Here is a 26,226-nt window from a genome sequence, read left to right on the forward strand (position 1 = left end):
CGGTTTAAACCCCCGACTAATAAGGGTAAGAAACTAATCAGCCCCTAGAAAAAATTGTTATTTAACTCCCGAAAACAAAGCCTGCCAGTCTCCGGGAGAACTGCCATTTTCCCCCTCTTTCACCTCAAAAGTAACGTTGCAAGCTTGCGGTTGTTCCAAAGCCTGCACACACAATTCTGCAATATCTTCCCGACTAACTTGGCCCCTAATATTGTCTCCTTGCTCAAATATTAAAGCTTTGCCTCCCGGTTCTTCAGTCAAAGCGCAAGGTCTGACAATAGTATAAGGTATGCCGCTCGATCGCACACAATCTTCCCCTTTCAACTTCCAAGTCAAAATCCCCCCCAACATATCATTCATCCTGACAGCAGGCGGTTCTTCTTCCAAGTTAATCCCCGGGCGCCCGGGGCGGGTAACTCCTGCCGAACTCACCATCACAAATCGCGGCAAAGTCTGTCCCCCATAAGCTTTAATAGATTCTAGCTCGATTTGAAAAATACCCGGTGTAAATTTCGGGTTGAGCGCGCCATCATACTCAAATTTGCTCAACATTAACTGAAAAGAAAAAATACTGCTGGCATCAAATTTGGAGCCATCTTTGACAGTTTTGGCGCGAAATACTGGAATTAACTCATCAAAGGGAATGGTGACAGTAATCCAGATATTGTAAACAGTATCAAAGGAATAGCAATAGCCAATTCCATCCCATTTAGATTCGCTGCGAACAATTAATTTGTAGCGCTTACCGTCCCCTTTGACGCGCAGGTAGAGGCCGCTAAATCCTGCGAGATTAAGCGGAGGATCGAAGTTGCGGGTACGCACCGAAGCAAAGCCACCCGAGTTGGCGGTAGAAACATTGCCTGTGAATATAGCAGTATTGTCTGTCAGCCGAATCGAACTTTCGCTGGTGCCACCCATCACGATGTCGTCGAGGGTTCCCCAAGTTTCTTTTAAATCTTGGCTGGGTTTTGTGAAGTCAAAAATTGTTTTTTCGCCTGCTTGAATTAGCTGGCGGCGAACAGCTTGCACTAAATTATTGATGCCTTTGTATTCGACAATTTCGGGAACATCGACAACTTCCGGCATATAAAATTTGATGCCTTGATAGTATTTTTCCCTGGTTGGGGTGTCTCCTTCTATAGGTTGAACTTTAGTGCCGGTACAGCAGATAACTGCTTCCACGCCCTCGGTTACTAACGGTGTAAGCGTCTCTGGCAGAGTAATATCTCCTTCGACTAATTCGAGATTATTGTCGAGAATTTCTGTTGCTCTTTTAGCATCTCTGACGAGGCAGCGTACTTTATATCCGCGCTGTTGCAGCCGCTTGACAACTCGCTTCCCGACGCCGCCGGTGGCACCGGCTACCAGTATCAGTTTAGGTTTGTCTTTTTTACTGTTGCTGCTGCTTCCAAAGAGTTGTTGCAGCCAGCTAATGCTGCCAATGAAGGGAATGACGCCGAAATAAGCCAAGGTTTTGAGAAACCGGCCGGCATCCCATTGGGCGGTTTTTTTTTCAGTCATACTAGCTTCCTCTGAATTGGCTCAAATCTACTTAGCTGCTTTTGTATTTTAATCGAATTTTCGATTTGTGAATTGGGTCGATTTCCTAATTTCGGGATAGCTTCGCTAGCGCGGATTTTTTTTCACTTGACAATGGGTGTGGGATGAGTTTGGCTCAATGGAATCTCAATAATCAACTCAGTTCCCTCTCCGGGGGCAGAAATGCAAGTCAATTTGCCGCCGTGTTGTTCTACGACAATTTCATGGCTAATCGCCAAACCTATCCCCGCACCTTTGCCCACCGGTTTTGTGGTAAAAAACGGCTCAAAAATTTTCTGGCGAACTTTTTCTTCCATGCCCCAACCGTTGTCCTCGATCCGAACTGCTACGGCTTTTTCTCCGGGACAAAGTTCAGTCACAATCCGAATTTGTCCGTACTTAACTGGCTCTTCGCCGCCGCCCTGCGGCGATAAATTATTGTTGACAAAAGCCTCTTCGAGAGCATCAATTGCATTTGCCAGTACATTCATAAATACTTGGTTGATTTGAACTGCGTAACACTCAACCAAAGGCAGAGATCCATATTTTTTGATGAGATGAATTGCTGGGCGATCGGGCTTCGGTTTGAGTCGGTTGCTCAAAATCAGCAAAGCGCTGTCTAATCCGTCGTGAATGTCAACTGGTTTAATCTCTGCTTCGTCAATTCTAGAGAAATTTCGCAGCGACTGAACTATCTCGCGGATGCGGTTAGCTCCTACTTTCATTGAACCCAGCAACTTGGGCAAGTCTTCAACTATAAACTCTAATTCTACTGCTTCTATTTGGGCTTGAATTTCTGGCGAAGGTGAAGGATAGTGCTGCTCGTAAAGCTGCAATAAATTCAGCATTTTGTGACTGTATTCGTTGGCATAACTAAGATTTCCATAGATAAAGTTAATCGGGTTAGTGACTTCATAAGCTACCGCCGCCACCAACTGTCCCAAACTTGACATTCTTTCGCTTTGCACCAATTGAGTTTGCGCCCGCTTAAGCTCGGACATTGCTGTTTTTAAATTAGCAGTTTTTTCGCGTTCTCGGGCGACTGATGCTTCTAATGCTGTATTTAATTTTTCGAGTTTGTCAACTTGGCGCAGCACTATATTAATCATTGCTTTTTTCAGTTCCAATGCAGCGTCTATTTCGCATTGTTTCCAAGGCAACGATTTGTACCTCACATTTTCTTTCCACAGCTCGAAGGATTTCCGAGGAGACAGTCGAGGGTTGCCATCTTCATCGGTTTCAACTGGTTTGTTAGGGTTGCCCGCCCAATTTACTGTCTTAATTACTTCGGGGCGAAACCACAAAATGTATATTTTCTGCGTCGGCGATATTGCTATAGCCAAACACCCGCTAGCCGTGTCTTTAAATTCCTCAGCTTCAGGATAGCATTTGGTCAGCGAGTCTGTATAAAAAATTTCTTTATTTAAATGCTTTTGCACCCACTGAGTTAAGTATTTGAGGGATTCTCCTTGAGGTGTTTGCCCGACTCGATAGCAATTGTCCCCAAATACTATTGCGGCTCCCTGGGCGTTGACTGCTTCTAGCAAATTATGCTGACATTTAACTAACACTTGTGACAAGTTTTCGGACGTGGATATGTCTTCAAAAATCTTGGTCTGAATCGATTTCAAGTGTAATTTGTAGTCGTAGTCTTCGTTTCCTTCTTTTGATTGGAGTTCTAAGGACATTACTTGCCCGATAAATTCGCAAGCTGCGCGCAATTCATAGTTGAGGTGTCTTGGTGTATAGTTGTGGCAAGCAATCAATCCCCACAGTTTTTTGTCTTTGATTAATGAGATTGACATCGAAGCTGCAACGCCCATATTTTGCAGGTATTCTATGTGAATGGGAGAAACGCTTCTCAACACGCTGAAACTGAGGTTTTGAGACTGGGTGGTAAGAGCATTGTTTCCTGAAACAAGGGGGACGGGTTGATAATTAACATCGGGGATCAACCTCAGCCAATTTAACGTATACAGTTGTCGGGCTTGTTTGGGAATATCTGAGCTGGGGTAGTTTAATCCCAAGAAAGGACTTAGGTTTTCTGCTTTAGCTTCAGCGATCACAGCGCCGTTGCCTTCGCAGTCAAATTGATAGAGCATAACTCGATCAAAACCAGATATTTTTCTGACTTCTTCTACAGTTATTTGAGATAATTCTTTGAGATTTGGGGCGCTTTGAATTTTACTGACAGTGGCTCTCACTGAATGATAAAAACTAAAAACAGAAATATTTTCTGGGTTTGTGGCTAATTCTAACTCGACAATCAATACTTCTTCTACTCGGTGGAGGATGCAATCAAATTCTAAATATTGACCTTTGTTTGTGACAGAGAGTTTAATTGGATTAACAGTTTTTAAGTTTTCATTACGCAAACAAAGATTGAGTTTTTTTAGTTGAACTCGATTGAATAATACGCTCAAATTTTTACCGATCGCACTTTCTGCATCAATTCCCAACAAATCTTGCGTATTTTCGCTGACTTGCAGTATTTCTAGTTCAGGTTCTTGTACCACAAGTAGCACCCCGTGTGGCTGAATGTGCCCCGATATATGAATGGGTTCTCTGTCGCAGTTTGTCAAGTCAATTTCTTCGAGTGCGGGAATTGTGATTTGTTGATCCATTTGCTTTGTCTTCCGCTGTAAAATTTGGAGAGAGTTCTATTGATTTGAAATTTGAGAGCAAATTGGCTTTTCCATAATAATCTCATATTGTTCGATCGCATAACGGCTCGATCCCTTAATGGACGGTGAGAATCAATCATCCGATACTCAGCGAATCAAAAATGATTTAGTCGAAAACCAGCCTGCAGTATTTGTTGCTGTTATACCAGCCTCAGCATTCTAGAAATTTTACCGACTTGGCTCTTCTATACTATCGCTTCCCGATGTTAATTATCATAGCAATTGTTGCCATTCTTCAAGTATGTTTAATAATTTCCCAAAAGTTTAATATTTGTGGTAAAATTTTGCCTGCTGGAAAAGGGAGAGAGAAATGCGTCTCCAGAGCGGCCTAGTTACTGAAATATTAAGTTAAGGTAATGGTGACAAGATCTGAAAGTCAAGTCACGCTAAGCTCTTTAAGTATACCCAACAGGCCCGACAATTAGACTGATGATCGACTTCAATACAGTTACTGAATTTTCTCATACCTACTGCATAGCTATCTGTGCCTTTTTAGTTCCGGCAAACTTGCTGACTACTTTGCAAACAGCGATTTTGATAGGACTAAACCGACCTCGAATCCAAATTTGGGCGTCTGTGGTTGTTGCCAGCCTTTGGGCTACAGCAATGATATTTCACGTTTTCACCTGGTTCGCGATCGGGGTAGTCATGCCTCCGACATACATCTTGCTAGTTATGGCAATCACTTGTCTGACAATTAATGTCTGGGCGATCGCTCATCCTGCAAGCATGATGCAATTAATTCGAGTTGGGGTATCAGTGGTTAGGGGAGGTTTCACAAGGAAGAAGGATTTAGTTATCTAAAAGACAAAGATCTAATTATCTAGGAACTCAAAAAGAATTTGGCAGGGGGGTAGTGTGAAATGTTTCAGGGAAAATATTGGTTTCAGAAGAAAGTTTTTCGGGTGGCAAATCGTGCTTCCGAGGGCTGAGTTTTCAGCGGTTATTCCGGTTCGCGATCGCGACAATCTTCTGTTTCCGGGCCGCGGGGATGGATCGTGCAATTGAGCAGGTAGCCACCGTCGCTTCTGCCGTAATAATAGCGGCATCCGATGCAAATTGCGGGAGGTTCGATCGCACTTTGGTAAACCGGATAATCCGCAGTCGCCAGCAGCGAAAAGTCTCGCTGCGTCTGAACATTTCCGATAATAGCGCCGGAGAGTTCGACAGCTTGGCGGATGTTTTCGATCCTGGTGTAAGGCGGCAGATAAATGTCAATACAAAGGCGTATGCCCTGGCTATCCCGATCGTGGCGGGTAATAGTGCCTCCGAGCAAACCGACGCGCGAAGCAATAGCCGAGGAAAATTCGCTCAAAGAGGTGCAGTAACCGGAGAAAACGTGAATGTGTTCGTCCGTAGTAGCTCTCACAGTCAGGCGAGTGGGAATTCGCAATCTCAGGTAAGCGTCGAGTTCGTCAAAAACCGGTTCGGCGAGGGAGAGCATTTGGTTTGCGTCTTCGTGGTTGAGCCCAAAACCCTTAGAAACCTTTGACACGAGGCCTGCTAAAATATCAAAAACTTCGGTTAAGAGCGATTGTAGCCTGCTATCAATGGCGATCGGACATTCTCGGAGCAGCTTTAAATAATCCTCCAACCGATGAGAAATTCGCTGAATGCTGCTAAATCCGAGCATAGCTGCTCCCCCCTTAATCGAGTGCGAGGCTCGGATGAGCTGGTGTATTCTTTGGGGAGCTGGCAGGGTATTTTGCAGATCTTGCAAGCCTTGTTCGATAATTTGGATCTGTTCTGTGGCTTCTTCGATAAAGTAGCCGATGATCCGCTGTAGTTGTTCTGGCAACATAATTTTATTCTCCGAAAGGCACCCGAATATCATTAGTCCATTAGTCATTAGTGATTAGTCAGACATTTGATAGTTTGGAACCAATATTTAAGCGACGAGTTATTTTTGTTTTTAAGCCCTAATCTGTTTTATTCTGACTCACGGCAACGGTAGTGGCAATGTTGAAAAATGTTAACTCTTAACTGTTGACAGTGATTTTTTTTGCTCCGACGGTAGCGGTTGCTACCCCCAACAGCAGCACCGCAGCACCTGCGAGTACCGCCGGCGCCGGCACTTCCCCAAACAGCAAATAACCCAACCAACTCGCCCCAACCGGTTCAAACAAGATGGCAAGAGTTACCAGAGTTGGGGAAATCTGCACTACGGCCCAGTTCAAAATGGTGTGGCCGACTAACTGAGGCAAAGCGGCCGTTAGCAAAATATAAAAATATACAATGTCTGGGTAGTTAGTATAAGTAGTGCCGAAGGCGAAGGGGAGAGGCAGCAAAACGATCGCAGCAACAGTATAGGCGATCGCGATATAGCCACCAATTCCCAGTCCCCGCCGCTGAGCTTCCCGGCCCAGCAGCAAATACAAGCTGACAGCCCAAGAACCAGCCATAGCCAGGAAATCGCCAAGCAGTTGGCTGCTGCCAGCATGGGCTGCGCCCGTGCTTCCGAGGGCGATCGCCATTCCCCCAGTCAGGGCTACAGTAATGCCAGCGATCGACATTTTGCTGAGTTTTTCCCCGAACCAGAAGCGCGACAACAGCGCTACCCACACAGGATTAGTGGTGACGAGGGCAGTCGAGGCGGCGATCGAAGTATAAGAAAGTGAGGTAATCCACAGCGCAAAGTGCAGGGCGAGACACAAACCCGCAGCAGCAGCATAGCGCCGAGCTCCCGGTTGCAAAGCGTTCCACTGAATTTTCCGCCAAGCAGGAAGCAGAATTACAGCAGATAAAGTCAGACGAGAAGCCGCGAGTACCAGACTGAAACCCAAACCGCCCGCGCCTGCTTTTAAGTTAGCCAGCCGAATTAAGATTGAGGAAGTTGAGACGGCTAAAACGCCGATAATTAACACTAGGGCGATCGACCAATTAGGCGTTTGTTTCGGAAGATTCATTATTTAGGCATTGGGCATTGGGCATTGGGCATTGGGCATTGGGAAAATTTACAAAGCAATTTTCTCACAAATTATGAATAATTTCTATTCTCTTCTTCTCCTCTCCTCTCTTCCTTCGCCCCTTCGCGGTTCGTAAAAAAAAAACCATTCCCGAAGCACAAATAATTTTTATACTCAATAATTATTAATATAGACCGCCCCTAAAATTACCTAACCTCTGTTATAGTTTCAATATCGTAAAAAACAAATTACAAACTTACAATTTATAACTATCTATGGCTCCTACAGTTTTGATTACAGGCGCTTCTCAAGGAAGTGGCAAAGCAACAGCAATTTTATTTGCAAGTAAAGGTTACGATGTAGTGATGGTAGCTCGCCAGCCAGAGAGATTGGCAGCAGCAGCGGCTCAAGTGCAGCGAGAAGGCACTTCCGCTGTAGCTATTCCGGGGGATGTTGGCGATATTCATCAAGTGCGCGCGATCGTCCAAAAAGCCCTAGATACCTGCGGCAACATCGATGTTGTGGTTAACAATGCCGGCATTTGTGTCACGGGGGCGACCGAGCACACTACCTCCGAAGACTGGCAGCAATTAATGAATACCAATTTTTGGGGCTGCGTTAACACAATTCAAGAAATTTTGCCACATTTTCTGCAACAAAAAACTGGCACAATAGTCAATGTTGGTTCTATTGGTGGCAAAATGCCTTTGCCTCAAATGACTGCTTATTGTGCCAGCAAATATGCAGTAACCGGTTTAACAGAAAGTTTGCGATTGGAATTAGCGCCTCAAGGTATTCACGTTTGCGCCGTGCATCCGGGCCTGATTAACAGCGATTTTTTAGAAAGAGCTCAATTTCGCGATCGAGACGAACCCGCAGTCGAATCGCGCCGCCAGCAAATGAGCAAAATGCTGAAATCTGAGTGGGCAACTCAGCCAGAAGATATTGCTAAAGCTATCTGGGATGCTGTGAAAAATCAGCGTGCAGAAGTTACCGTCGGCCCTGCTTTTTTGGCATCGGAAGCTTATCGTTTGTTCCCCGGTTTGATGCAGTGGGCAATGGAAAAGGGCAAGTTATAATCCTAAGTGGTAATGGATAATGGGTAATTGGTAAGGTACCCAGGGCGCACCAGACAAATTATTAGTAACGCGCCTGAGTCCTAGTGCCAGATTCCCTTGAATATATACAACTAAAGAAAGAGAGTGTTAAACCCGGCCCGAACACTATAATGGCAAACAAACCAGGAAACACCACCATGCAAATCAAAGCACTAGCAGCTAAAAAAACAGGGGGATTGCTTGAAGAATACAAATTCGATGTGGAACCTCCCAAAGTACATGAATGTCTGATAAAAGTGTTAACTTGCGGCATCTGTCACTCAGACTTGCACATGATTGACAACGATTGGGGTCAATCAAAATATCCTCTCGTTCCCGGCCACGAAGTTATCGGAGAAGTGGCAGAAATAGGGCCCCAAGTGACTCATTTAAAAGTGGGCGATCGCGTTGGTGTGGGCTGGCAAAGGTCGTCTTGTTTGCAGTGCCGCGACTGCTTGCGCGGTAACGAAAATCTCTGCGATGAAAACCAGGGATTAATTGTTACAGGCCCGGGCGGTTTTGCCGATTATTTGATGGTAGATTCCCGCTTTGCTTTTCCTATTCCCAAAGGCATCGATTCCAAAATAGCGGGGCCGCTGTTGTGCGGCGGAATTACGGTTTATGCAGGTTTGCGGAATGCGGGGATGAGTTCGGGGCAAGAAATTGGCATTCTCGGCATCGGCGGTTTGGGACACATGGCGGTGCAATTTGCGAAAAAATTAGGCAACCGCGTTACAGTTTTTACTACTTCCCAAGATAAGGCAGAATTTGCACAGAAAATGGGGGCGGACGAAGCTATTGTAGTAGGAAAAGGCGAAATTCCTCAAGCGCCCAGCAGCAAATTAGATATTTTGTTGAGCACTGTTCCTGCTGCTTTAGATTGGGTTCCATACATTGATTTTCTCGATTCTGACGGTGCGCTTGCTTTTGTGGGGGTTCCGGACGCACCGTTGAGCATTCCCTTGTTTCCGTTGCTGACAAAGCGGCGCCGAATTATGGCTTCGCCGATCGGCGGTCGCGCTATGATTAATGAAATGCTGTCAATTGCAGAGAGGTTTGGGATTGAGCCGATTGTCGAAGTTTTTGCGATCGCACAAGCGAATGAAGCAATGCAAAAAGTACGGGACAATCAAGTGCGCTATCGCGCAGTTTTGACGGTGAGTTAGATAATGCGTAATGGGTAAGGTGCGCTAGGCGCACCCTACTAGGGATATATAACCCACGAATTAAAGCAAAGAATTAGCATTAATAAAACGACCGTTTAAATCGGCTGGGGTCACATTCAAAACAGTACCCAACAAAGCATTCGTAAAACCGAATCTAATATTAGTAGCTTCCACGCGGCCATTGCCATCGGGATCGAGACTTCGCTGCGAGATGCCACCCTTGGCTAACAAACTCGTTCCCCCCGTTATAGTTGAAGGATCGATCAGCAGCAGTCTCGGATCGTTCAAGCTATAACTTACCTCTTCCAAGGAGATATTGCTGCTGGTAAATGGCACACTAATGCCAATCGAATCGCTAGACTTATCAAAATCCACAATTACCGCGTCAGGAACTTCAATTCCCACTACTCTGCTTCCCGCTTGATCGACTCTCAAAACAAATACATCGCTACCTGCACCACCTTGGTAAATATCTACCTCTCTGTCGCCAATTAAAGTATCATTACCGTCACCGCCCACTAACAAATCAACACCTTGTCCTCCGCGCAGCAAATCATTTCCCCCACCCCCATTAAGGAAATCGCTATTTCTATCTCCTGTCAACAAATCCTCGCCAGTTTCTCCTAACACATCGTCATCATCTTTGCCACCGTAAATAGAATCACTGCCGACACCGCCTAACAGGCTGTCTTTACCATCGTTGCCAAAAATCCGTTCTGCATCTGACGATCCCGTGACAGTATCATTCCCGCCCAGCATCCAAAGTCCCCCAGGAAAACTAGCAAGTTGTCCTGGTGCAAGTGTAATATTTTCAGAAGAATTGTCTCCTAACAAACGAGAGATGTCTGAATTATCTGGTGTGAGTACCATATTTGTAAACTTTGTGCAATGTCAGCATGGATATTGTTCAATATTCTACCGTTTAGTAGGGTGCGCCCGAACACCGTTACTTTCTCACTCGCGAGCGAGCAATAGTTGGCGAACCCTACTAGAGATATCGATCGCTCCATCTTGGCACAAGCCTGATGGAAATACCCTAGATTAAAATAAAAGTTAAAATTTGAGCCGATGCCAATTATCTTAGTTGAAGACTTGAGCAAAGTTTATCCAGTAGCGATTAAAGAACCGGGACTTAAAGGAACAGTGCGACACTTTTTTAGTCGCACTTACCGCAATATTAAAGCAGTTGAGGGCGTCTCTTTCAGTATTGAACCGGGGGAATTCGTGGGGTTTCTCGGTGCTAACGGTGCGGGCAAAACTACTACGCTGAAAATGCTGACGGGTTTGATTTATCCGTCTGCGGGTACGGTGAGTGTGTGCGATCGTACTCCTTTCCGCCGCGAAGCAGATTTTCTGCAAAGAATCACCTTAGTCATGGGGCAGAAACAGCAGTTAATTTGGGATTTACCTGTGCTTGACTCTCTGCGAATCAATGCCGCGGTCTACGGCATTCCCGATACAGATTATCGGCGGCGAGTCGGAGAATTGACAGAGATGCTGTCACTAGAAGGCAAGTTAAATCAGGCGGTACGAAAGCTTTCTTTAGGCGAACGAATGAAAGCTGAATTAATGGCGGCGCTGCTGCACCAGCCGGAAGTATTATTTTTAGATGAACCGACTTTAGGTTTGGATATAAACGCACAGTTTAGCGTCAGGCAATTTCTGCGAGAATATAACGAGCGCTATCAAGCAACGGTGCTGTTGACGAGCCATTACATGGCGGACATTACTGCTTTGTGCAAGCGCGTTTTGTTAATCCATGAAGGGCAATTAGTTTATGATGGTAGTTTAGACGGATTGCTCGACAGGTTTGCACCTTATCGGGAAGTTCAGGTAAAATTAGCTAAGCCGCTGGCAAAAGATAGTGCTTTTGCTTACGGGGAGGTAGAATCTATTGAGGGACAATCGGTGCGTTTTTTAGTGAAAAGGGAAGAGCTGACGGTGAGCGTGGCGAAGATTTTGGCGGAGTTGGAAGTGATAGATTTGACTGTTACCGACCCGCCAATTGAAGAGGTAATCGGTCGCGTTTTCCGCACGGGAAAAGTGTAATATTTTTGGCTGGGTTCATTCTCCATAAAAGACAAGATATCTGTTCCGCGAGAGTTTCAATGTTTTGTGCAGCGGGCATCTAGCCCGTTGCTAACACCGAAAAATTAAATCTAAAATTGATATGACAAAATTAATCAAAATTGCTAAAACTTTATTATTTACCTACTACGCTTATATGCTCGAATACCGGGCAGAATTGTTTTTGTGGGCCCTGTCGGGAGCTTTGCCATTTATCTTGATGGGTGTTTGGATGCAGGCGGCCAAGACTGGTCAATTTGGGCTGAATTCCCTCGACTTTGCCCGTTATTTTTTAGCCACTTTCATTGTCAGGCAAGTAAATGTAGTTTGGGTAATTTGGGAGTTTGAAAAGGAAGTAGTGCAAGGCAAGCTATCTAATAGATTGTTGCAGCCTCTCGATCCCGTATGGCACCACTTCGTATCTCACGTTTCCGAAAGGTTTGCAAGGCTGCCCTTTGTATTCGGATTAGTGCTGCTATTTTTTGCAATTTGCCCGCAGTCTTTTTGGCTGCCGAGTTTGGGCAGGTTTTTGCTATTTTTGTTGGTTATCGTCTTGACTTTTTGTTTGCGGTTTCTGATACAGTATACTTTTGCGCTGTTTGCTTTTTGGCTGGAGAGGGCAAGTGCGATCGAGCAATTCTGGTCTTTAATTTACCTGTTTTTATCGGGAATTACCGCGCCACTAGAAGTGTTTCCCGCGCCCGTGCGCGAAGTAGTTTTGTGGACCCCTTTTCCTTATTTGATTCATTTTCCCGCTTCAATCTTGATCGGATTGCCCGTAGATGTAGGGCGCAGTTTGTTGGTGATGCTGGGTTGGAGTGCAGTGTTTTTTGTGTGGAATCGCTGGCTTTGGCGACAGGGCTTGAAGCAGTATTCGAGCATGGGAGCTTAAATAATAATTAAAAATTATAAAACTGTAAGGTGCGTCACACTAAAAATGTCAATCGTTTTGTCAAAAACACTTAGATGACGCACCATTTTTAACTGTGAAGAAAATCTAAAATCTAAAATCCACTGATGCGCCTACTTAAGTCGATCGCACACATCATGCAAAAATGCAATCGAAAGTATTCGACAATTGCATAAACACCCATTTTTTGTATATATAAGTACAAAAGTTTACAATAAAGTCTTATATTAATAAACCCAACTACTGATAAACGGGATAAAAAAGATTCTAATGACAGCCAAAAAAAACCTCATTGTAATCGGCAATGGCATGGTAGGTCACAAGTTCCTAGAGTTAATGGTCAGCTCGGATGCTGCCAAACACTGGAATTTAATTACTTTTTGTGAAGAACCGCGTGTTGCTTACGATCGCGTAAACCTCAGCGGATTTTTCTCTGGCAAAACAGCGGGAGATTTATCTTTAGTTGCACCGGGATTTTACCAAGAAAACGGCATTCAAATTTACATCGGCGACAAAGCAGTAGCCATTAACCGGGAACACAAAATAGTCTCTTCAGCCAACGGTTTAGAAGTTACCTACGACAAAATTGTTCTCGCCACCGGTTCCTATCCATTTGTGCCATCAATTAAAGGCAAAGACGCTACAGGGACTTTTGTTTACCGGACAATTGACGACCTAGAAGCGATGTCAGATTACGCTAAAAATTGCAAAAGTGGTGTAGTAATTGGCGGCGGCTTGTTAGGTCTAGAATGTGCAAACGCGCTCCAAAATATGGGTCTAAAAACTCACGTAGTTGAGTTTGCCTCGCGGCTGATGCCCGTGCAAGTTGACGAGATGGGCGGTGCAATTCTCCGCAGCAAAATAGAAGAGTTGGGGGTTTCGGTTCATACCAGCAAATCTACCACAGAAATTGTCAGCGAAGATGGCAAAGTTACTAAAATGCTGTTTGCTGACGGTTCGGAATTGGCAACAGATATGATTGTGTTTTCTGCTGGCATTCGCCCCCGCGACGAAATTGCCAGAAGTTGCGGTATAGAAGTAGGAGAACGCGGTGGTATCATCATAAATGATAGCTGCCAAACCTCCGATCCTGACATTTATGCGATCGGAGAATGTGCGCTTTATCAAAATCGCATCTACGGCTTAGTTGCGCCTGGGTATACAATGGCAAGCGTAGCAGCAGATACTTTGAGCCGTGCAGCCGATGGCCGGCAGGATTCCCCCGCTACAAGCACTTTTACAGGTGCGGATATGTCTACTAAACTCAAATTATTGGGGGTGGATGTCGCTAGTTTTGGAGATCCTTTTCCCAAGTCGGGCGATGCTAAAGAAATTGTTGTCACTGACACCTTTCAAGGCATTTACAAAAAATTAGTTTTAAATCGAGACGGCAGTCTAATTTTAGGCGGAATTCTCGTGGGAGATGCTTCTGCTTACGGCACTTTGCTGCAATTCATGCAAAATGAAATTGCTCTGCCGCCGCATCCCGAAGATTTGTTAATGCCACCGCGAGAAGGGGGAGCATCAGCGGGTTTTGGAGTAGACAGTTTGCCGGATTCTGCTCAAATTTGTTCTTGCAATAATGTTACCAAAGGTCAGATTTGTGCAGCGATTCGCGATCGCAATTTAATCGATGTTGCCAGCGTCAAGAAATGCACTCAAGCTGGTACTGGCTGCGGCGGCTGCGTGCCTTTGGTCACGGATATCTTTAAGTCGGAGATGAAAAAAGCTGGGTTTGCAGTCAAAAATAATCTCTGCGAACATTTTGAATATTCTCGTCAAGAATTGTACCATTTAGTGAGTTCTCAAGAGATTAAAACCTTTGAGGAGTTGATTGAAAGACATGGCAAAGGTAAGGGATGCGAAATTTGCAAGCCTGCTGTTGGTTCCATGCTGGCTTCTACTTGGAATGACCACATTTTAGAGAAGTCTCACGTCGGTTTGCAAGATACAAACGATTACTTTTTGGCAAACATTCAGCGCGACGGTACTTATTCGGTGGTGCCGCGAATACCGGGGGGAGAAATCACTCCTGATAAGTTGATTGTTTTGGGTGAAGTTGCCAGGGATTTTGGGCTTTATACTAAGATTACTGGCGGGCAACGGATTGATTTGTTTGGAGCTCGCGTGGATCAATTGCCGCATATTTGGCGTCGGTTGATTGATGCGGGATTTGAGTCGGGACACGCTTACGGTAAGGCTCTGCGTACTGTAAAATCTTGTGTTGGTAGCACTTGGTGCCGCTTTGGGGTGCAGGATTCAACGAGTTTGGCGATCGAGGTTGAATTGCGTTATCGCGGTTTGCGATCGCCCCACAAGCTCAAATCTGCTGTCTCTGGTTGCACTCGCGAATGCGCGGAAGCTCAAAGCAAGGATTTTGGGATCATTGCTACGGAAAACGGCTGGAATTTGTACGTGTGCGGCAATGGCGGCATTAAGCCACAACACGCGGTTTTGCTGGCGACGGATATCGATAAGGAAACGCTGATTAAATATATCGATCGATTCTTGGTTTTCTACATCCGCACGGCAGATAGATTGGAACGCACTGCTACTTGGTTGAATAAGCTTGAGGGCGGTATTGAATACTTGAAACAGGTAATAATTGAGGATTCTCTTGGCATTTGTGCTGAATTAGAAGCGCAGATGGAACATTTAGTTAACACTTATCAATGTGAGTGGAAAACGACGATTGAAGACCCACAAAAGGTGCAGCGGTTCCAGCATTTTGTGAATTCCGATTTGCCCGATCCGAGTATTGTTCGTGTTGCGGAACGGGGACAAGCGCGGCCTGCTAACGAACATGAAAAGGCTCTGGTTGGAGTTTCGGAATAACCCCTCCCCAGCCCTCCCCTTGAATCAGGGGAGGGAGCAAGATTTAATCTCGTTCCCAGGCTCTGCCTGGGAATGAAGTCCCGGAGGCTCTGCCTCCTCAAACCGTGAACCAGAGACTCCTTCGGGGAGGCAGAGCCTCGAAACCTACGTTCCCAGCCGGAGGCTGGGAATGAAATTAAAGTAAATTAACAGGAAAAGAAGATGGTTCAATCATTACAAGTTTCCGATACAGTAACAACTTGGGTAGATGTGTGTTCTCTCGATGCGATCGCCCCTTATACTGGAGTTTGCGCTTTAGTTAAAGGCGAACAAGTGGCGATTTTCCGAGTGGGAAACGGAGATGAAGTTTATGCGCTTAGCAATTACGACCCGTTTAGCAAAGCTTTTGTTTTGTCGCGGGGAATTGTGGGCGATCGCAACGGCACTCTCAAAGTTGCTTCTCCCATTTACAAACAAAACTTTAGTCTGGCTACCGGGCAATGTCTCGATGATGAAACGGTAAAAATTCCGACTTTTGCGGTTCGGGTTGCAGCCGATCGCGTCCAAGTAGCTATTAGCTAGATTCAGCGGCTTAATTGTTCGAGCGCCATCCGCCAACACCTAACATTTCTCTGGGTGGTGGCGGATTTTGCATTGGGACGCGACCCCGTAGTTGTGGTATAAAATGGAGTGAATCAGCGACCTACTCCAGGAAGGCTCACCAAACTCTAAACTAATACTGGATATGGTTTCGGATTTTGAATGCAAACAAACTTCACGGGCAGGGTATCGGTATGTTGTTAAAAAAACTTGTTTCCGAAAATAATCCCCAGACTGTAGCAGAGTTAATCCATGCCCAACTCAAAATCGGTCAACTGACTTGGGGGGAACTCAAGGCACAAGTTTTCGGCCAGCACTGGCGGGACGAATCTTTACACGAAGTCCTCGGAGAAATTTCAGCCAAGCTCGACAAAGAAACAGCAAGCGAAATTATAGAATATCTCACCGAGCAAAACGGTCAACCAGAAAAATTTATTAATTTATTTTTAGCTGCGCAATGCCTGTTAAAAAATAAAAATGATGTTAATAAAAAAACCGAAAAAAAACTGTTAAACGCTTTAAAAAAGTTATCGCAATACGGCACGGGTTTCCTGATTCTTTATCAAAGCGCTCAAGAATTGCAGGAAACTTATCAAATTCGCAATCGATCGATCGCGGCGATCGCCCAAACTTGGAAAAACGACCCGCAAACCCTGCCCTGGCTGAAAATACTCGCTCACTCCAGTGACTGCGGCGAAGTCCGAGCCACAGCAGTCGAAGCAATAGCCCGCGGTTGGCCAGAGCAGCCAGAAATTTACCTGATGCTCAAAAACCTCGCCAAATCCGATCAAAGCTGGGCAGTGCGATCGACCTGTGTGCGAGAAATGGCTTGTGGTTGGCCAGACACGAGCGATACATTGCCGCTGCTGGCTGCCTTGGCTCAGTTCGATCAAAGTCCCGCAGTCCGCACCGCAGCACTCGAACAGTTAGCCTCTAATTGGCCCGATCGCACAGATACCTTGCTGCTGCTGAGAACCGCCGCCGAATCCGACGAAAATTTGGGAGTGCGAGTCGCAGCGTGGCAAGAAATAGCCCGAGGTTGGCACAGCCTTTTAGGCACCGTCTCCCTGCTCAAAAACCTTGCCCAGACAGGAAGTTCTATCCTGCGAACAGTAGCGGTGCGGGAGTTGGCAGCGGGCTGGCCTGCAGCAGCCGACGTTTGCCTGCTGCTGAAAACCCTAGCCGAATCCGACAGCAGCAAAGAAGTACGGACAGCAGCTTTAGAAGAATTGGCTTCGCACTGGCCCGGCGAGCCCGACATTTACCCGCTGCTGAAAACCCTAGCCGAGTCCGACGCGAGTTCGAGCGTCCGGCGGGCAGCAGTGCAAGCAATTGCCTCTGGCTGGGCCGGGAACCCCGAAACTCTGACTTTTTTGAAAAATATAGCATTGGGCGATCGCGACGCCGACCTGCGCGAAATAGCCCTAAAACAGATAGCAGCAGGTTGGTCCGACCACCCAGAAACCCTGCCCCTGCTGCAAAAAATAGCTGATTCCGAAGATTACTGGACTGTGCGACAAGTAGTAGTGGAAGCTGTCGCCACACTGCCGTCACCCCGTCTCGAAGTCTTTACTTGGTTGCAAAATGTCGCCGAGTCAGACAGACACCTGAACGTCCGAGAAACTGCCGTGGAAGAGATCGCAAAACGCTGGTCTCACCGGGGCGAGACGCTGCCTTTCCTCAAAAGCCTGGTCGAGTCAGAGCAAGATTCTCACCTGCTGAGCGTGCTGGTGCGGGCGATCGTGCGGGGGTGGCCCGACGACCAGGAAACCTTGCCTTGGCTGAAAATTCAGCTCGATTCTAGCGATGCCCTGGTCCGCCCAACGGCGGTGCTTGAACTCGCTTACAACTGGCCTGACAACCCTGAAACTTGGATGCTGCTGGAGGCAAAAGCAGAGGGCGATGAGAGTCCGGCTGTCAGGCAAATGGCTTTGCAAAAGTTAGCCCGGGCGCGGACAAATCAGTCTCAAACTTTCGAGTGGCTCAAAAGTAGAGCTCAAAACGATGAAGATTCGCAGGTGCGGGCGATCGCCCTGGTAGAGTTAATGCGTGGATGGAAAGACGAGCCGGGAATGTTTGAGTTTTTGCGCGATCGGGCTTTGAGCGATGTTGACAATCAAAACGGTTCTTTTCCTTACAATCCTCGATTTACAGCGCTCGAAGCGATTATCGAACATTATCCCGAAAATCCCGGAGTTGTGCCGTTGTTGCGATCGCTTGCCGTTTCCGACGGCGACGAGCAAATCCGGGCCTTAGCGGGTCGCCGGCTACGCAGTCAAGATTGGTAACATCAAATCTGTTAGCATCGGAATTATTCCTATCTCTGTTCTCTATCTCTGCGTGAATCTGCGTCTATCTCTTGTCATCTGCGGCCCGATAAATTCTCTTTTTTTGACCGCAGATGAGGGCAAATTAACACAGATTAATGCAGATGAATTAGATGGATTCCGGTTGCACCATCTGTGATTTTTGCCTGTTGACTGGACTTTACTATTCCGATGCTACCGGAATTGATATAACTGGAAACAATCCTTTAGGCACTTCAGAAAATTAATCATACCTGCTCTTCCACCCTTGCTAAAGAGTTACCGTGCAATGCTCGCTTTTTAGCGCGGATTAATAAGACTCTGGCGACTTACGAACTGGTGGCAGTTGAGAAACAAGAGGGGCAGATTGCTCAGGCTGTGAATTCTCGCCCGCGGTCAGAGTGAATTGAGCCGGGTGGCGACATCTCGGCTTTGTTTGATATCTGCTGCGGTTATCCGGATGATATCAATTCCGGCTGTGCCGGAATGATCTAGCTATGGTTTTTTGCCACCCGTGAAAACAAGTGATCTCTTTAATCAAAGAAGGTTGCTTTAGAAGAACTTGGCAGCACTGAAATAATATGAATTGTAACAAGGAACTTTCGCGATATATCGAGTTACGACATTAGCTCGTGGTCGAAGCAAAATCTTCTGTAACTTGTCCGGTTGCCAAGAGTCAAATTATTTGGTAGTGCGTCCGTTCAATTGGAGGCGATGCTTGACGATAAAGTTTAGACAACTCTTCTTTCTGAAGTTTGAGGAGACTCCAACTTTAGACGTTTAGGCATAACTTGTCCTCGTTGCACTCTTAAGATTCTTTCAGAATATCATTCCGGCGCAGCCGGAAGAGAAATTAACAGTTAACACTGGGACTAACTCAAACGAGTGACACTCACATGAGTGACACTCCAAAAAGTGACTGTGCATTCACAAATCCCACCAGTTATACCTGAAATATCAAAGACTAAAACTTAAATGTTGAGAAAAACCACATTATGTACACCGAAGAAAGAAGCTTGAACAATGAAACTATGGCTCTCGTCGCCGATACTACTGCTCAATCAAATCTGGCATTTGCTGAAACCACTGGAGTAAACAAACCCACTTTACAAATGGGTTCAACAGGTCAAGCTGTCAAGGAACTACAACAGCTTCTATATCATTGGGGATTTTATTTCGGCCCGATTGACGGTATCTTCGGTGTGCAAGTTCAAAACGCGGTCAAAGGTTATCAACACCGCGTCTTTTTAAAAGAAGATGGGATTGTCGGCCCTATCACTTGGGAAACACTATACTCTGGTGCACCTGTGAATATGCCGATAGTCATGAAGGGCAGTTCTGGTAATGCTGTTAAAATTGTTCAGAATGTCTTAAAAATCAATGGATATTATTTCGGCTCCATTGACGGATTCTTCGGGACAATGACAGATGTAGCAGTGCGACAATTGCAACTCAGCAAGGCTTTACCGCAAGATGGAATTGTCGGCTATAGAACTTGGCACGCCCTGAGCAAGTTACCGCACTAACGACGGGTTGGATTCATATAAATTCCGGTTGCACGAGGGAAATAATTGTTGACTTTTGACTGTTGACTGGTTGCTCGAAAAATGTTTTTTTGACTGTTAACTGTTGACTCGATTTTATTATTTCGATGCAACCGGAAACCATATGATGACGTGGGCTGTTGGTATTTTAATGCTGTATAATTTTGTTTCATTTCACTTGATAATTTAAGCAATATCTAAAGGAGTAAATGTGATGGGTCCTAAATTCAAGAGAAGAATTCTATCAATTGATGGTGGTGGTATTCGGGGTATTATTCCTGCGATCCTTCTCAACTACATTGAAGAGCGCACAGGAAAACGCATAGCAGCAATGTTTGATTTTATTGCAGGCACTTCAACAGGAGGAATTTTAGCACTGGGTTTAACTAGAAAGAACTCAGACTCTAGCATCAATCGTGAGCCAGAGTATACCGCTGCCGAACTTGTAAATTTCTATCGCAAATATGGACAAAAAATTTTTAATGAGTATGTTCCACTGGATTTTGATGATTTGTTACAACCCAAGCACAACCCAAAAGGTAGGCAACAAGTTTTAAAGGATCTTTTAGGTGAAGCTAAGGTTGAAGAGGCATTACGAGAAATTTTTATTCCGAGCTATGATATCGAACTCAGAGCACCAATTTTTTTTACAAGCAATCGGGACGCAGAGGAAATCAAGAGTTTTGAGAGCCGGAAAGTATGTACGGGATTCAAAATGTGGGAAGCAGCAATGGCAACTTCTGCTGCACCGACATTCTTTCCACCCTACCAACTCGAAACGGGACATCATACCGATGAGGGATATTACGCTTTTGTAGACGGCGGAATTATTGCAAATAATCCTTCCTCACTTGCAATGATGGAGGCGATGATTTCTTACAAGAAAAAGACTGGTGAAGAACTACAACGTACTGAGACCCTTGTTGTTTCTTTAGGTACGGGCTCACTAACTAAGAAATATAAGTATAAAGAAGCAAAAAATTGGGGTCAACTAAAATGGGCTATTCCCTTAATTAACGTTGTTCTAGATGGCCAAAGCGAATCGGTTGCTTATGAACTCGATCAGCTAATGGTCACTAAAGGAGATAAAGAAAATAACCGAAACTACTATCGTTTTCAACTTCAATTGAGTAGCGATAATGGTCACGATCAAATCGACAACGCAAGTCCCAGTAATATTGAGTACCTAGAGAACCGAGGTGAAAAACTGATTGAACACAGTAAGAAAGATTTGGATGAGTTGTGTAAGCTTTTGAAGGAAGATACTGAACTATATTCTAATTAACCGCACAGTTAAATCGAGCTCTGGTTGGAAGATTTTTAATGGGGAGGCCCTTTTGTGTGTATTCATTCCCACAAAAGGGCCTCCCAAACCGCACCGCTTCCCCCATTACCTAACAACGATCGCACTCCGAAGCCGTTTTCTCCCACTTAAGCAAGTGTTCCCGAACCACCCGGTCTTGCTTTGCCCGCTGCACGATGCTTGCAGTTTCCGACGCAGAAGAGCAAGTGCGGGTATTAGCCGCTAGCCGCTCTCCGACTTCAAGTGTTAACAATTAACTGTTAATAATCGCTCAAAAGGGCGATCGCATACCGCACCGCTTCCCCCATCATCGAACCGCGAACGCGATCGGACGCCGTTTTCTCCCACGCGAGCAACTGTTCCCGAAAAGCCGGGTCTTGCTTGGCGCGCTGCACGATCGCCTGACTGATGACTTTCTTTTGAATCTGCTCTGTCGGGATACCTTGCTGCTTCAAATAATCCAACAGCCGCTGCACGCTTTCGGAGAATTTATCCGGCGTCTGAGACATCAAAATAAACGAAATTTGGCGCACCATTCGCTGGTAGATTTCCTGTCTTCTGAGCAGTATTTCTTTGTGACTCGGCTCCGCCGGCTCCGCATTGTTACTAGGAACAGCCAAGTCGAGCAAACTCAAAATCTCCGCGTCCTTGGCTAAAACCTTTTCCAACATATCTGGATAAAGATCCAAAATGCGATCGCCCAAAATCTTGCCGTTCACCAAACGGTTCGCGCTCAGCCTCAGTAAATTTTGTTCTCCCGCAGACTCAAAAAATTGAACATTCAATTTGAGTTCGCGGCTTTCCAACTCCACCCGACGCAGCGTAAAAACCAAAGCCTCCCAATTAGGAGCTTCCTCAAAAGACACCTTGACAATAGAACTGTCCTCTTGATGCTGCCGCCCCAATTCCCCCGACTCAAAATCGCGATCGACCGGAAAGCGATTTGCCGCAACTTTCGCAGTATAATCAAACTGAGTAAAAACATAGCTGCAGTCAACTCTCGACAGATCGACATCTTGAACTTGCCAATTTTGAATGCAGCAACCCGTAAGCTGCGCCCCCTCCAAATTCGTCCGAATCAAACGGCACTCAATCAAACAAGCTTCTCTTAAATCCGCCTCACCCAACATCGCATCCATCAAATAAGCGCCACTCAAATCAGCTTTCCGCAAATCAGCACTTCGCAAATTAGCTTCGCTCAAATCAGCTCGCAGTAAATACACTCCTTGCAGGTTAGCTCGCAGCAAAAGTGCCTTCTTAAAACTCGCTTTCAATAAATAAGAACCCGCCAGATTAGCTCGACTCAAATCAGCGTTATCCAGCACCGCCTCAGTCAAATCCGCCCCCGCCAGCACAGCTCGGTGCAAGTCAGCGCCCGTCAGATTTGCCGATCGCATTTGAGCGCCATTCAAGTCAGATTCAATCAAATTTACACCGATTAAAATTGCCGATCGCAAATTCGCTTCCACCAAATGCGCTTCCCGCAAATTAGCACCCGTTAAATTAGCACCAACAAGACTGGCGCGGTTGAGATTCGCCTCCATCAATTCCGCCGCCATCAACTTCGCGCCGTCGAGTTTAGCCCCAGCCAAATTAATCTGATCAGATTTAACTCCTTGAAGATTAGCACCGCCCAAATCCGCTTCGGGGAACGCGGCCCAATTGAGTTCTGCTGCTTCCAAACAAGCAAGGCGCAAATCCGCTTTAGCCAGATTTGCCCCGCTCAAATTTGCCCCGCTCAGATTCGCCCCAGCTAGCCCCGCACTGCGGAGATCCGCGCGGCGCAAACAAGCCCCTATCAACTTGGCATTGCTCAAAAAAGACCAGCTTAAATTAGCGCCGGTCAAGTTAGCACCAGTGAGGTCTATATCTCGCAGGTTAACACCGCTTAAACTAGCGCCGCTGAGGTCAATGTGACCAAAGTTGCGCTCTCCCTGTTGATAGCGCTGTAAAAATTCTTGTGTTTGCATTCCGCAGATTGGGGGGCTGGCAATTTAGCTGTTTTAGGACGCGCTGGTCAATAACTTTAACTGTAAGGTACGCACGGAACACGAGCGGGCTAGGCACGGGGACACTACTCCTACTACATTACTGCAAGAACTCATGTCCTCCGGGTGATCCGTGGGTACTTTACCCCTATAGATGGCACTTCAAAGGATTTGTTGCGTAAGTTCTATTTCTACTACCAGTTTTACAGAATTTTGTAACTTCAAGTAGCCGATTTCATATGTGATACGCTCCCCCGCCGGAGACTGTTTTTACCTAAAGCGCTGCAATTCTTGCTGCAAGTGTTTTCCCCATTTAGTCGCTAGAGGAATTTCTGTAAAAGGAACCTGCACCGCAGCAGCATCTTTCAACAAAAATTCGAGGGCTATTGGACTTCCAGAACTTGGGGGCGACTCTAAATCAACTGCCTGAGAGTTGACTAACAACCGCAGCGACTGCACGTCTTTTAAAGAAAAAGTTTGCAAATTCACAGGCCCGCTGCGAGTAGGTTTTCCCCAAGTTAAACTGTCTTCTTGCTGACCGAGTACAGCATAAATATCGTACTTGGCTTTAGCGAATTGTTCTGCCCAGACGCGATACGCTTCCAGCTTTTGATACTCGTTCCATCCAGCCCAAGCCAGCCCGATAAAGATTGCCAGCAGCGGCAGCCACATTAAACCTCTTTCCATGCAATACCCTTGTTGAAAATAGTCCAGGTTCTGTTTCTCATCTTCTCTAATGATACAATTAATTGAAGTCGTAAAACTTGCTCTGCAATTTAAACTAGAAATTAGAGCAATTTTTGATTGAGCAACAGCCACCGCCGAAAAATACCAAACGCCCGCGTGCGAGATCCCCACAAGTCGCAGCAAGGAAAACTGGCGCTGGCGGTGAAAATTGGGTTATTGTGGTGAACAAGCCTTCCCTAAACGGACGATCGGCCATGAAAAAGTTTTTCCTTCTGTGCTTATTTTTAATCGGGCTCGGCTGGGCGATTTCTAATTTCCCAGGACTTTCTACTCAAGGCACTTACGACTCGATTGTGCTGGATTTCCGCGAAGATTTGGGTGCTGCTGAGATTGCGAAAGAAGTAAATGCGATCGCCCAACAGTACCAAGTCGCACCCCAACTCAACAGCGAATTCTCAGCAGGCGACAATGTATATGTAGTTAAGGGCGATCGCACTTTGCTAAACGCCCTGAGAAAATCAAATTTGGCTAAAGATACCGAATACATTGAACCGAACTACGTCTACAGCGCTTTCGAGATTCCCAACGACCCCATGTATACCAAGCAGTGGAATCTCCGCAGTATCAACGTAGAATCTGCCTGGAACGAAACCAAAGGCAGCGGCACAACAGTAGCGATAATTGACACGGGTATTACTCCAGTCGCTGACTTAAAAGAAACCAAATTTGTACCGGGCTACGACTTTGTAAACGATCGCGCCGAAGCCTACGATGACAACGGCCACGGTACTCACGTCGCAGGTACAGTCGCCCAATCAACTAACAACAATTACGGCGTTGCAGGCATTGCCTACGAAGCAGCTTTAATGCCGCTAAAAGTGTTAGGCGGCAGCGGTGGTGGCACGGTTTCCGACATCGCCGAAGCGATCAAATTTGCTGCTGACAACGGCGCAGATGTCATCAACATGAGTTTAGGTGGCGGTGGCGAAAGTCAGTTAATGGAAGAGGCGATCGACTACGCCCACTCTAAAGGTGTTGTCATCATCGCAGCCGCCGGCAACTCCGGCGACAGTTCCGCTTCCTATCCAGCCCGCTATCCCCACGTCATCGGCGTTTCCGCCCTCGGCCCCGACGACGAAAAAGCCTCTTACTCCAATTTCGGCGCAGGGGTTGACATTGCAGCCCCCGGCGGTTCTGAAATGGGCAAAATCCTGCAAAGTACGATCGACCCGGAAACCGGCGCCGAAGTCTTTGAAGGCTACCAAGGCACTAGCATGGCTTCTCCCCACGTTGCAGCAGTTGCAGCCCTTGTCAAGGCTTCCGGCATCACAGAACCAGACGAAATTCGCAGCGTACTCTTGCAGTCCTCGCGAACTGTCACTGAAGATCCGTTAAACCATTTTGGTTCAGGACACCTAGACGCAGCCGCAGCAGTTCAGCTAGCCCAGCGCGGACAAATCAACTTCCGCGATTTCTTCCGCTGGCTGCGCGATAACGGGTATCTCAACCCCCGCTTTTGGATTGACGGCGGTGCAGTCGCCCTCTTGCCTAAAATTGCAATGGTGCTCGGTTCTTACCTGCTGGCTTTCTTTTTGCGGAATTATTTTCCGTTCCAGTGGACTTGGGGCTTTTCCGGCGGCTTGATGGCTGGGAGTTCTGGGTTCTTTTTCCTGCGGAACTTGTTTGTATTTGACTTGCCGCAGTGGCCGATGCGGGTGATGGGCAGTTCTATTCCCGAACTCGGCGGCGCAATTAATGGCAGCAGTATGCTGAATCCCTTTTTTGCTAGCGTTTTGATTCCTGGGATTTTGATTGCTTTGCTGTTGGGACATCAACAGTGGAAGTGGATCGCGATCGCAATTTCGATCGGTTTTGCCAGCAGTTTAGCGGTGAATGCTTTTGTGTCTCCCGCAGTCTGGGGATTGGGCACAGGTTTGGTATCACAAACATTCTTGATTGTCAATGCTTTACTGTGTTTTGGATTGGCACGTTTAGCAATTAAAACAGAGGTGCGATCGGCATGAGTATTACTGTCAAAGGTGTAATTGAACGCAAAGGATTGGGTCCCGGTACTTGGGCTTTGGTCGGCGAAGATGGGGAAACTTACGAACTTAAGGATGCTCCTTCTGATTTGAAAAAAGCTGGTTTGAAAGTCAGTGTTAAAGGTGAAGTCCGCAAGGATGTGATGACTTTTGCCATGATCGGCCCGGTTCTTGAGGTGCAGTCTTTTGAGGCGATTTAGCCTAATTGGTTAAGGCAGCTTTTGAGCTAAAAAAAACCCCGGCCAAAATTGGCTGGGGTTTATTAATCAGGGTGCATCTACTAATTTAATCTCCCGCCTCAAAACACCTCTTTCAGGACACTTTGGTAGAATTTGCGAACATTGGCGACGAGGGGGTGCGATCGGCAAAAAAAAACCCCAAACCAAAATTGGTCGGGAGTTAATTAATCAGGGTGCATCTACTAATTTAGTCTCCGGCTTTACACCACCTCTTTCAGGACACTTTGGTAGATTTTGCGGAAATTTGTGGCTCAGCTTGCGATCGGCAAAAAAAAACCCCAAACCAAAATTGGTCGGGAGTTAATTAATCAGGGTGCATCTACTAATTTAGTCT

General features: G+C 46.2%; 20 protein-coding genes. 12 read left to right on the top strand and 8 right to left on the bottom strand.

The features are described from left to right. Positions 1–57 precede the first annotated feature (57 nt). Both QUA45_RS04840 and QUA45_RS04845 read right to left on the bottom strand, forming a co-directional pair. Entirely contained in the window at positions 58–1,521 is a 1,464-nt protein-coding gene (locus tag QUA45_RS04840) for a CIA30 family protein (RefSeq protein ID WP_333219747.1), read from the bottom strand. Between the two features lie 122 nt (positions 1,522–1,643). Then, positions 1,644–4,163 (bottom strand): ATP-binding protein, encoded by a 2,520-nt coding sequence (locus QUA45_RS04845; protein WP_333095652.1) that lies wholly within the window; start codon positions 4,161–4,163, stop codon positions 1,644–1,646. Between the two features lie 489 nt (positions 4,164–4,652). Between QUA45_RS04845 and QUA45_RS04850 the strand changes: the two genes are divergently transcribed. After that, positions 4,653–5,027 carry a hypothetical protein gene (locus QUA45_RS04850; protein ID WP_333095653.1) on the top strand — a complete coding sequence of 125 codons (375 nt, stop codon included), beginning with the start codon at positions 4,653–4,655 and terminating at the stop codon, positions 5,025–5,027. A gap of 139 nt (positions 5,028–5,166) precedes the next feature. Here the strand turns inward: QUA45_RS04850 and QUA45_RS04855 are convergent, their stop codons facing one another. Together QUA45_RS04855 and QUA45_RS04860 are read right to left on the bottom strand one after the other, a co-directional pair. Then, positions 5,167–6,024 carry an Hpt domain-containing protein gene (locus QUA45_RS04855; RefSeq protein WP_333095654.1) on the bottom strand — a complete coding sequence of 286 codons (858 nt, stop codon included), beginning with the start codon at positions 6,022–6,024 and terminating at the stop codon, positions 5,167–5,169. Between the two features lie 178 nt (positions 6,025–6,202). Next, entirely contained in the window at positions 6,203–7,129 is a 927-nt protein-coding gene (locus QUA45_RS04860; RefSeq protein ID WP_333095655.1) for a DMT family transporter, read from the bottom strand. 275 nt (positions 7,130–7,404) lie between these two features. On the opposite strand from QUA45_RS04860, the gene QUA45_RS04865 reads away from it, so the two are divergent. Continuing rightward, positions 7,405–8,208 carry an SDR family oxidoreductase gene (locus QUA45_RS04865; RefSeq protein ID WP_333095657.1) on the top strand — a complete coding sequence of 268 codons (804 nt, stop codon included), beginning with the start codon at positions 7,405–7,407 and terminating at the stop codon, positions 8,206–8,208. 149 nt (positions 8,209–8,357) lie between these two features. Then, positions 8,358–9,392 (top strand): NAD(P)-dependent alcohol dehydrogenase, encoded by a 1,035-nt coding sequence (locus QUA45_RS04870; protein WP_333219749.1) that lies wholly within the window; start codon positions 8,358–8,360, stop codon positions 9,390–9,392. Between the two features lie 60 nt (positions 9,393–9,452). Here the strand turns inward: QUA45_RS04870 and QUA45_RS04875 are convergent, their stop codons facing one another. After that, complete coding sequence (locus tag QUA45_RS04875) at positions 9,453–10,262, bottom strand: calcium-binding protein (RefSeq protein WP_333219751.1); 810 nt, start codon at positions 10,260–10,262, stop codon at positions 9,453–9,455. Positions 10,263–10,460: 198 nt separating this feature from the next. On the opposite strand from QUA45_RS04875, the gene QUA45_RS04880 reads away from it, so the two are divergent. The 7 genes from QUA45_RS04880 (at position 10,461) to QUA45_RS04910 (ending at position 20,918) form a co-directional block, all read left to right on the top strand. Next, complete coding sequence (locus QUA45_RS04880) at positions 10,461–11,441, top strand: ATP-binding cassette domain-containing protein (RefSeq protein ID WP_333219753.1); 981 nt, start codon at positions 10,461–10,463, stop codon at positions 11,439–11,441. Between the two features lie 121 nt (positions 11,442–11,562). Then, a complete protein-coding gene (locus QUA45_RS04885) occupies positions 11,563–12,351 on the top strand; it encodes an ABC-2 family transporter protein (protein WP_333219755.1) in 789 nt (262 codons plus the stop codon). Between the two features lie 288 nt (positions 12,352–12,639). Further along, the gene (gene nirB / locus QUA45_RS04890) at positions 12,640–15,204 is read left to right on the top strand and encodes a nitrite reductase large subunit NirB (protein WP_333219757.1); all 2,565 of its coding nucleotides are present in this window, start codon (positions 12,640–12,642) and stop codon (positions 15,202–15,204) included. Positions 15,205–15,405: 201 nt separating this feature from the next. Beyond that, entirely contained in the window at positions 15,406–15,765 is a 360-nt protein-coding gene (gene nirD, locus QUA45_RS04895) for a nitrite reductase small subunit NirD (protein ID WP_333095670.1), read from the top strand. A 212-nt stretch (positions 15,766–15,977) separates the two neighbouring features. Then, positions 15,978–18,071, top strand: coding sequence for a HEAT repeat domain-containing protein (locus tag QUA45_RS04900; protein ID WP_333219759.1), 2,094 nt, complete (start codon positions 15,978–15,980; stop codon positions 18,069–18,071). A gap of 1,013 nt (positions 18,072–19,084) precedes the next feature. Next, positions 19,085–19,615 (top strand): peptidoglycan-binding protein, encoded by a 531-nt coding sequence (locus tag QUA45_RS04905; protein WP_333095674.1) that lies wholly within the window; start codon positions 19,085–19,087, stop codon positions 19,613–19,615. A 232-nt stretch (positions 19,616–19,847) separates the two neighbouring features. Further along, positions 19,848–20,918, top strand: a complete 1,071-nt coding sequence (locus tag QUA45_RS04910; protein ID WP_333219760.1) for a patatin-like phospholipase family protein — start codon at positions 19,848–19,850, stop codon at positions 20,916–20,918. A 109-nt stretch (positions 20,919–21,027) separates the two neighbouring features. On the opposite strand, the gene QUA45_RS04915 is transcribed toward QUA45_RS04910, so the two are convergent. From QUA45_RS04915 to QUA45_RS04925, 3 genes are all read right to left on the bottom strand, one after another. After that, the gene (locus QUA45_RS04915) at positions 21,028–21,189 is read right to left on the bottom strand and encodes a hypothetical protein (RefSeq protein WP_333219761.1); all 162 of its coding nucleotides are present in this window, start codon (positions 21,187–21,189) and stop codon (positions 21,028–21,030) included. A 7-nt stretch (positions 21,190–21,196) separates the two neighbouring features. Continuing rightward, positions 21,197–22,906, bottom strand: coding sequence for a pentapeptide repeat-containing protein (locus QUA45_RS04920; RefSeq protein ID WP_333219763.1), 1,710 nt, complete (start codon positions 22,904–22,906; stop codon positions 21,197–21,199). A gap of 288 nt (positions 22,907–23,194) precedes the next feature. Further along, a complete protein-coding gene (locus tag QUA45_RS04925; protein ID WP_333047263.1) occupies positions 23,195–23,611 on the bottom strand; it encodes a hypothetical protein in 417 nt (138 codons plus the stop codon). 254 nt (positions 23,612–23,865) lie between these two features. Between QUA45_RS04925 and QUA45_RS04930 the strand changes: the two genes are divergently transcribed. Both QUA45_RS04930 and QUA45_RS04935 read left to right on the top strand, forming a co-directional pair. Continuing rightward, positions 23,866–25,635, top strand: coding sequence for a S8 family peptidase (locus QUA45_RS04930; RefSeq protein WP_333219770.1), 1,770 nt, complete (start codon positions 23,866–23,868; stop codon positions 25,633–25,635). Next, complete coding sequence (locus QUA45_RS04935) at positions 25,632–25,853, top strand: hypothetical protein (protein ID WP_333035640.1); 222 nt, start codon at positions 25,632–25,634, stop codon at positions 25,851–25,853. The genes QUA45_RS04930 and QUA45_RS04935 overlap by 4 nt, the downstream gene beginning before the upstream one ends. Positions 25,854–26,226 lie beyond the last annotated feature (373 nt).

It is taken from the genome of Microcoleus sp. Pol12A5 (genome assembly GCF_036701435.1).
Taxonomy (GTDB): domain Bacteria; phylum Cyanobacteriota; class Cyanobacteriia; order Cyanobacteriales; family Microcoleaceae; genus Microcoleus.

Coding starts and splice junctions, on each gene's coding strand:
- QUA45_RS04840 (WP_333219747.1), bottom strand. CDS start 1,521: ATGACTGAAAAAAAAACCGCCCAATGGGATGCCGGCCGGTTTCTCAAA.
- QUA45_RS04845 (WP_333095652.1), bottom strand. CDS start 4,163: ATGGATCAACAAATCACAATTCCCGCACTCGAAGAAATTGACTTGACA.
- QUA45_RS04850 (WP_333095653.1), top strand. CDS start 4,653: ATGATCGACTTCAATACAGTTACTGAATTTTCTCATACCTACTGCATA.
- QUA45_RS04855 (WP_333095654.1), bottom strand. CDS start 6,024: ATGTTGCCAGAACAACTACAGCGGATCATCGGCTACTTTATCGAAGAA.
- QUA45_RS04860 (WP_333095655.1), bottom strand. CDS start 7,129: ATGAATCTTCCGAAACAAACGCCTAATTGGTCGATCGCCCTAGTGTTA.
- QUA45_RS04865 (WP_333095657.1), top strand. CDS start 7,405: ATGGCTCCTACAGTTTTGATTACAGGCGCTTCTCAAGGAAGTGGCAAA.
- QUA45_RS04870 (WP_333219749.1), top strand. CDS start 8,358: ATGGCAAACAAACCAGGAAACACCACCATGCAAATCAAAGCACTAGCA.
- QUA45_RS04875 (WP_333219751.1), bottom strand. CDS start 10,262: ATGGTACTCACACCAGATAATTCAGACATCTCTCGTTTGTTAGGAGAC.
- QUA45_RS04880 (WP_333219753.1), top strand. CDS start 10,461: ATGCCAATTATCTTAGTTGAAGACTTGAGCAAAGTTTATCCAGTAGCG.
- QUA45_RS04885 (WP_333219755.1), top strand. CDS start 11,563: ATGACAAAATTAATCAAAATTGCTAAAACTTTATTATTTACCTACTAC.
- nirB (WP_333219757.1), top strand. CDS start 12,640: ATGACAGCCAAAAAAAACCTCATTGTAATCGGCAATGGCATGGTAGGT.
- nirD (WP_333095670.1), top strand. CDS start 15,406: ATGGTTCAATCATTACAAGTTTCCGATACAGTAACAACTTGGGTAGAT.
- QUA45_RS04900 (WP_333219759.1), top strand. CDS start 15,978: ATGTTGTTAAAAAAACTTGTTTCCGAAAATAATCCCCAGACTGTAGCA.
- QUA45_RS04905 (WP_333095674.1), top strand. CDS start 19,085: ATGTACACCGAAGAAAGAAGCTTGAACAATGAAACTATGGCTCTCGTC.
- QUA45_RS04910 (WP_333219760.1), top strand. CDS start 19,848: ATGGGTCCTAAATTCAAGAGAAGAATTCTATCAATTGATGGTGGTGGT.
- QUA45_RS04920 (WP_333219763.1), bottom strand. CDS start 22,906: ATGCAAACACAAGAATTTTTACAGCGCTATCAACAGGGAGAGCGCAAC.
- QUA45_RS04925 (WP_333047263.1), bottom strand. CDS start 23,611: ATGGAAAGAGGTTTAATGTGGCTGCCGCTGCTGGCAATCTTTATCGGG.
- QUA45_RS04930 (WP_333219770.1), top strand. CDS start 23,866: ATGAAAAAGTTTTTCCTTCTGTGCTTATTTTTAATCGGGCTCGGCTGG.
- QUA45_RS04935 (WP_333035640.1), top strand. CDS start 25,632: ATGAGTATTACTGTCAAAGGTGTAATTGAACGCAAAGGATTGGGTCCC.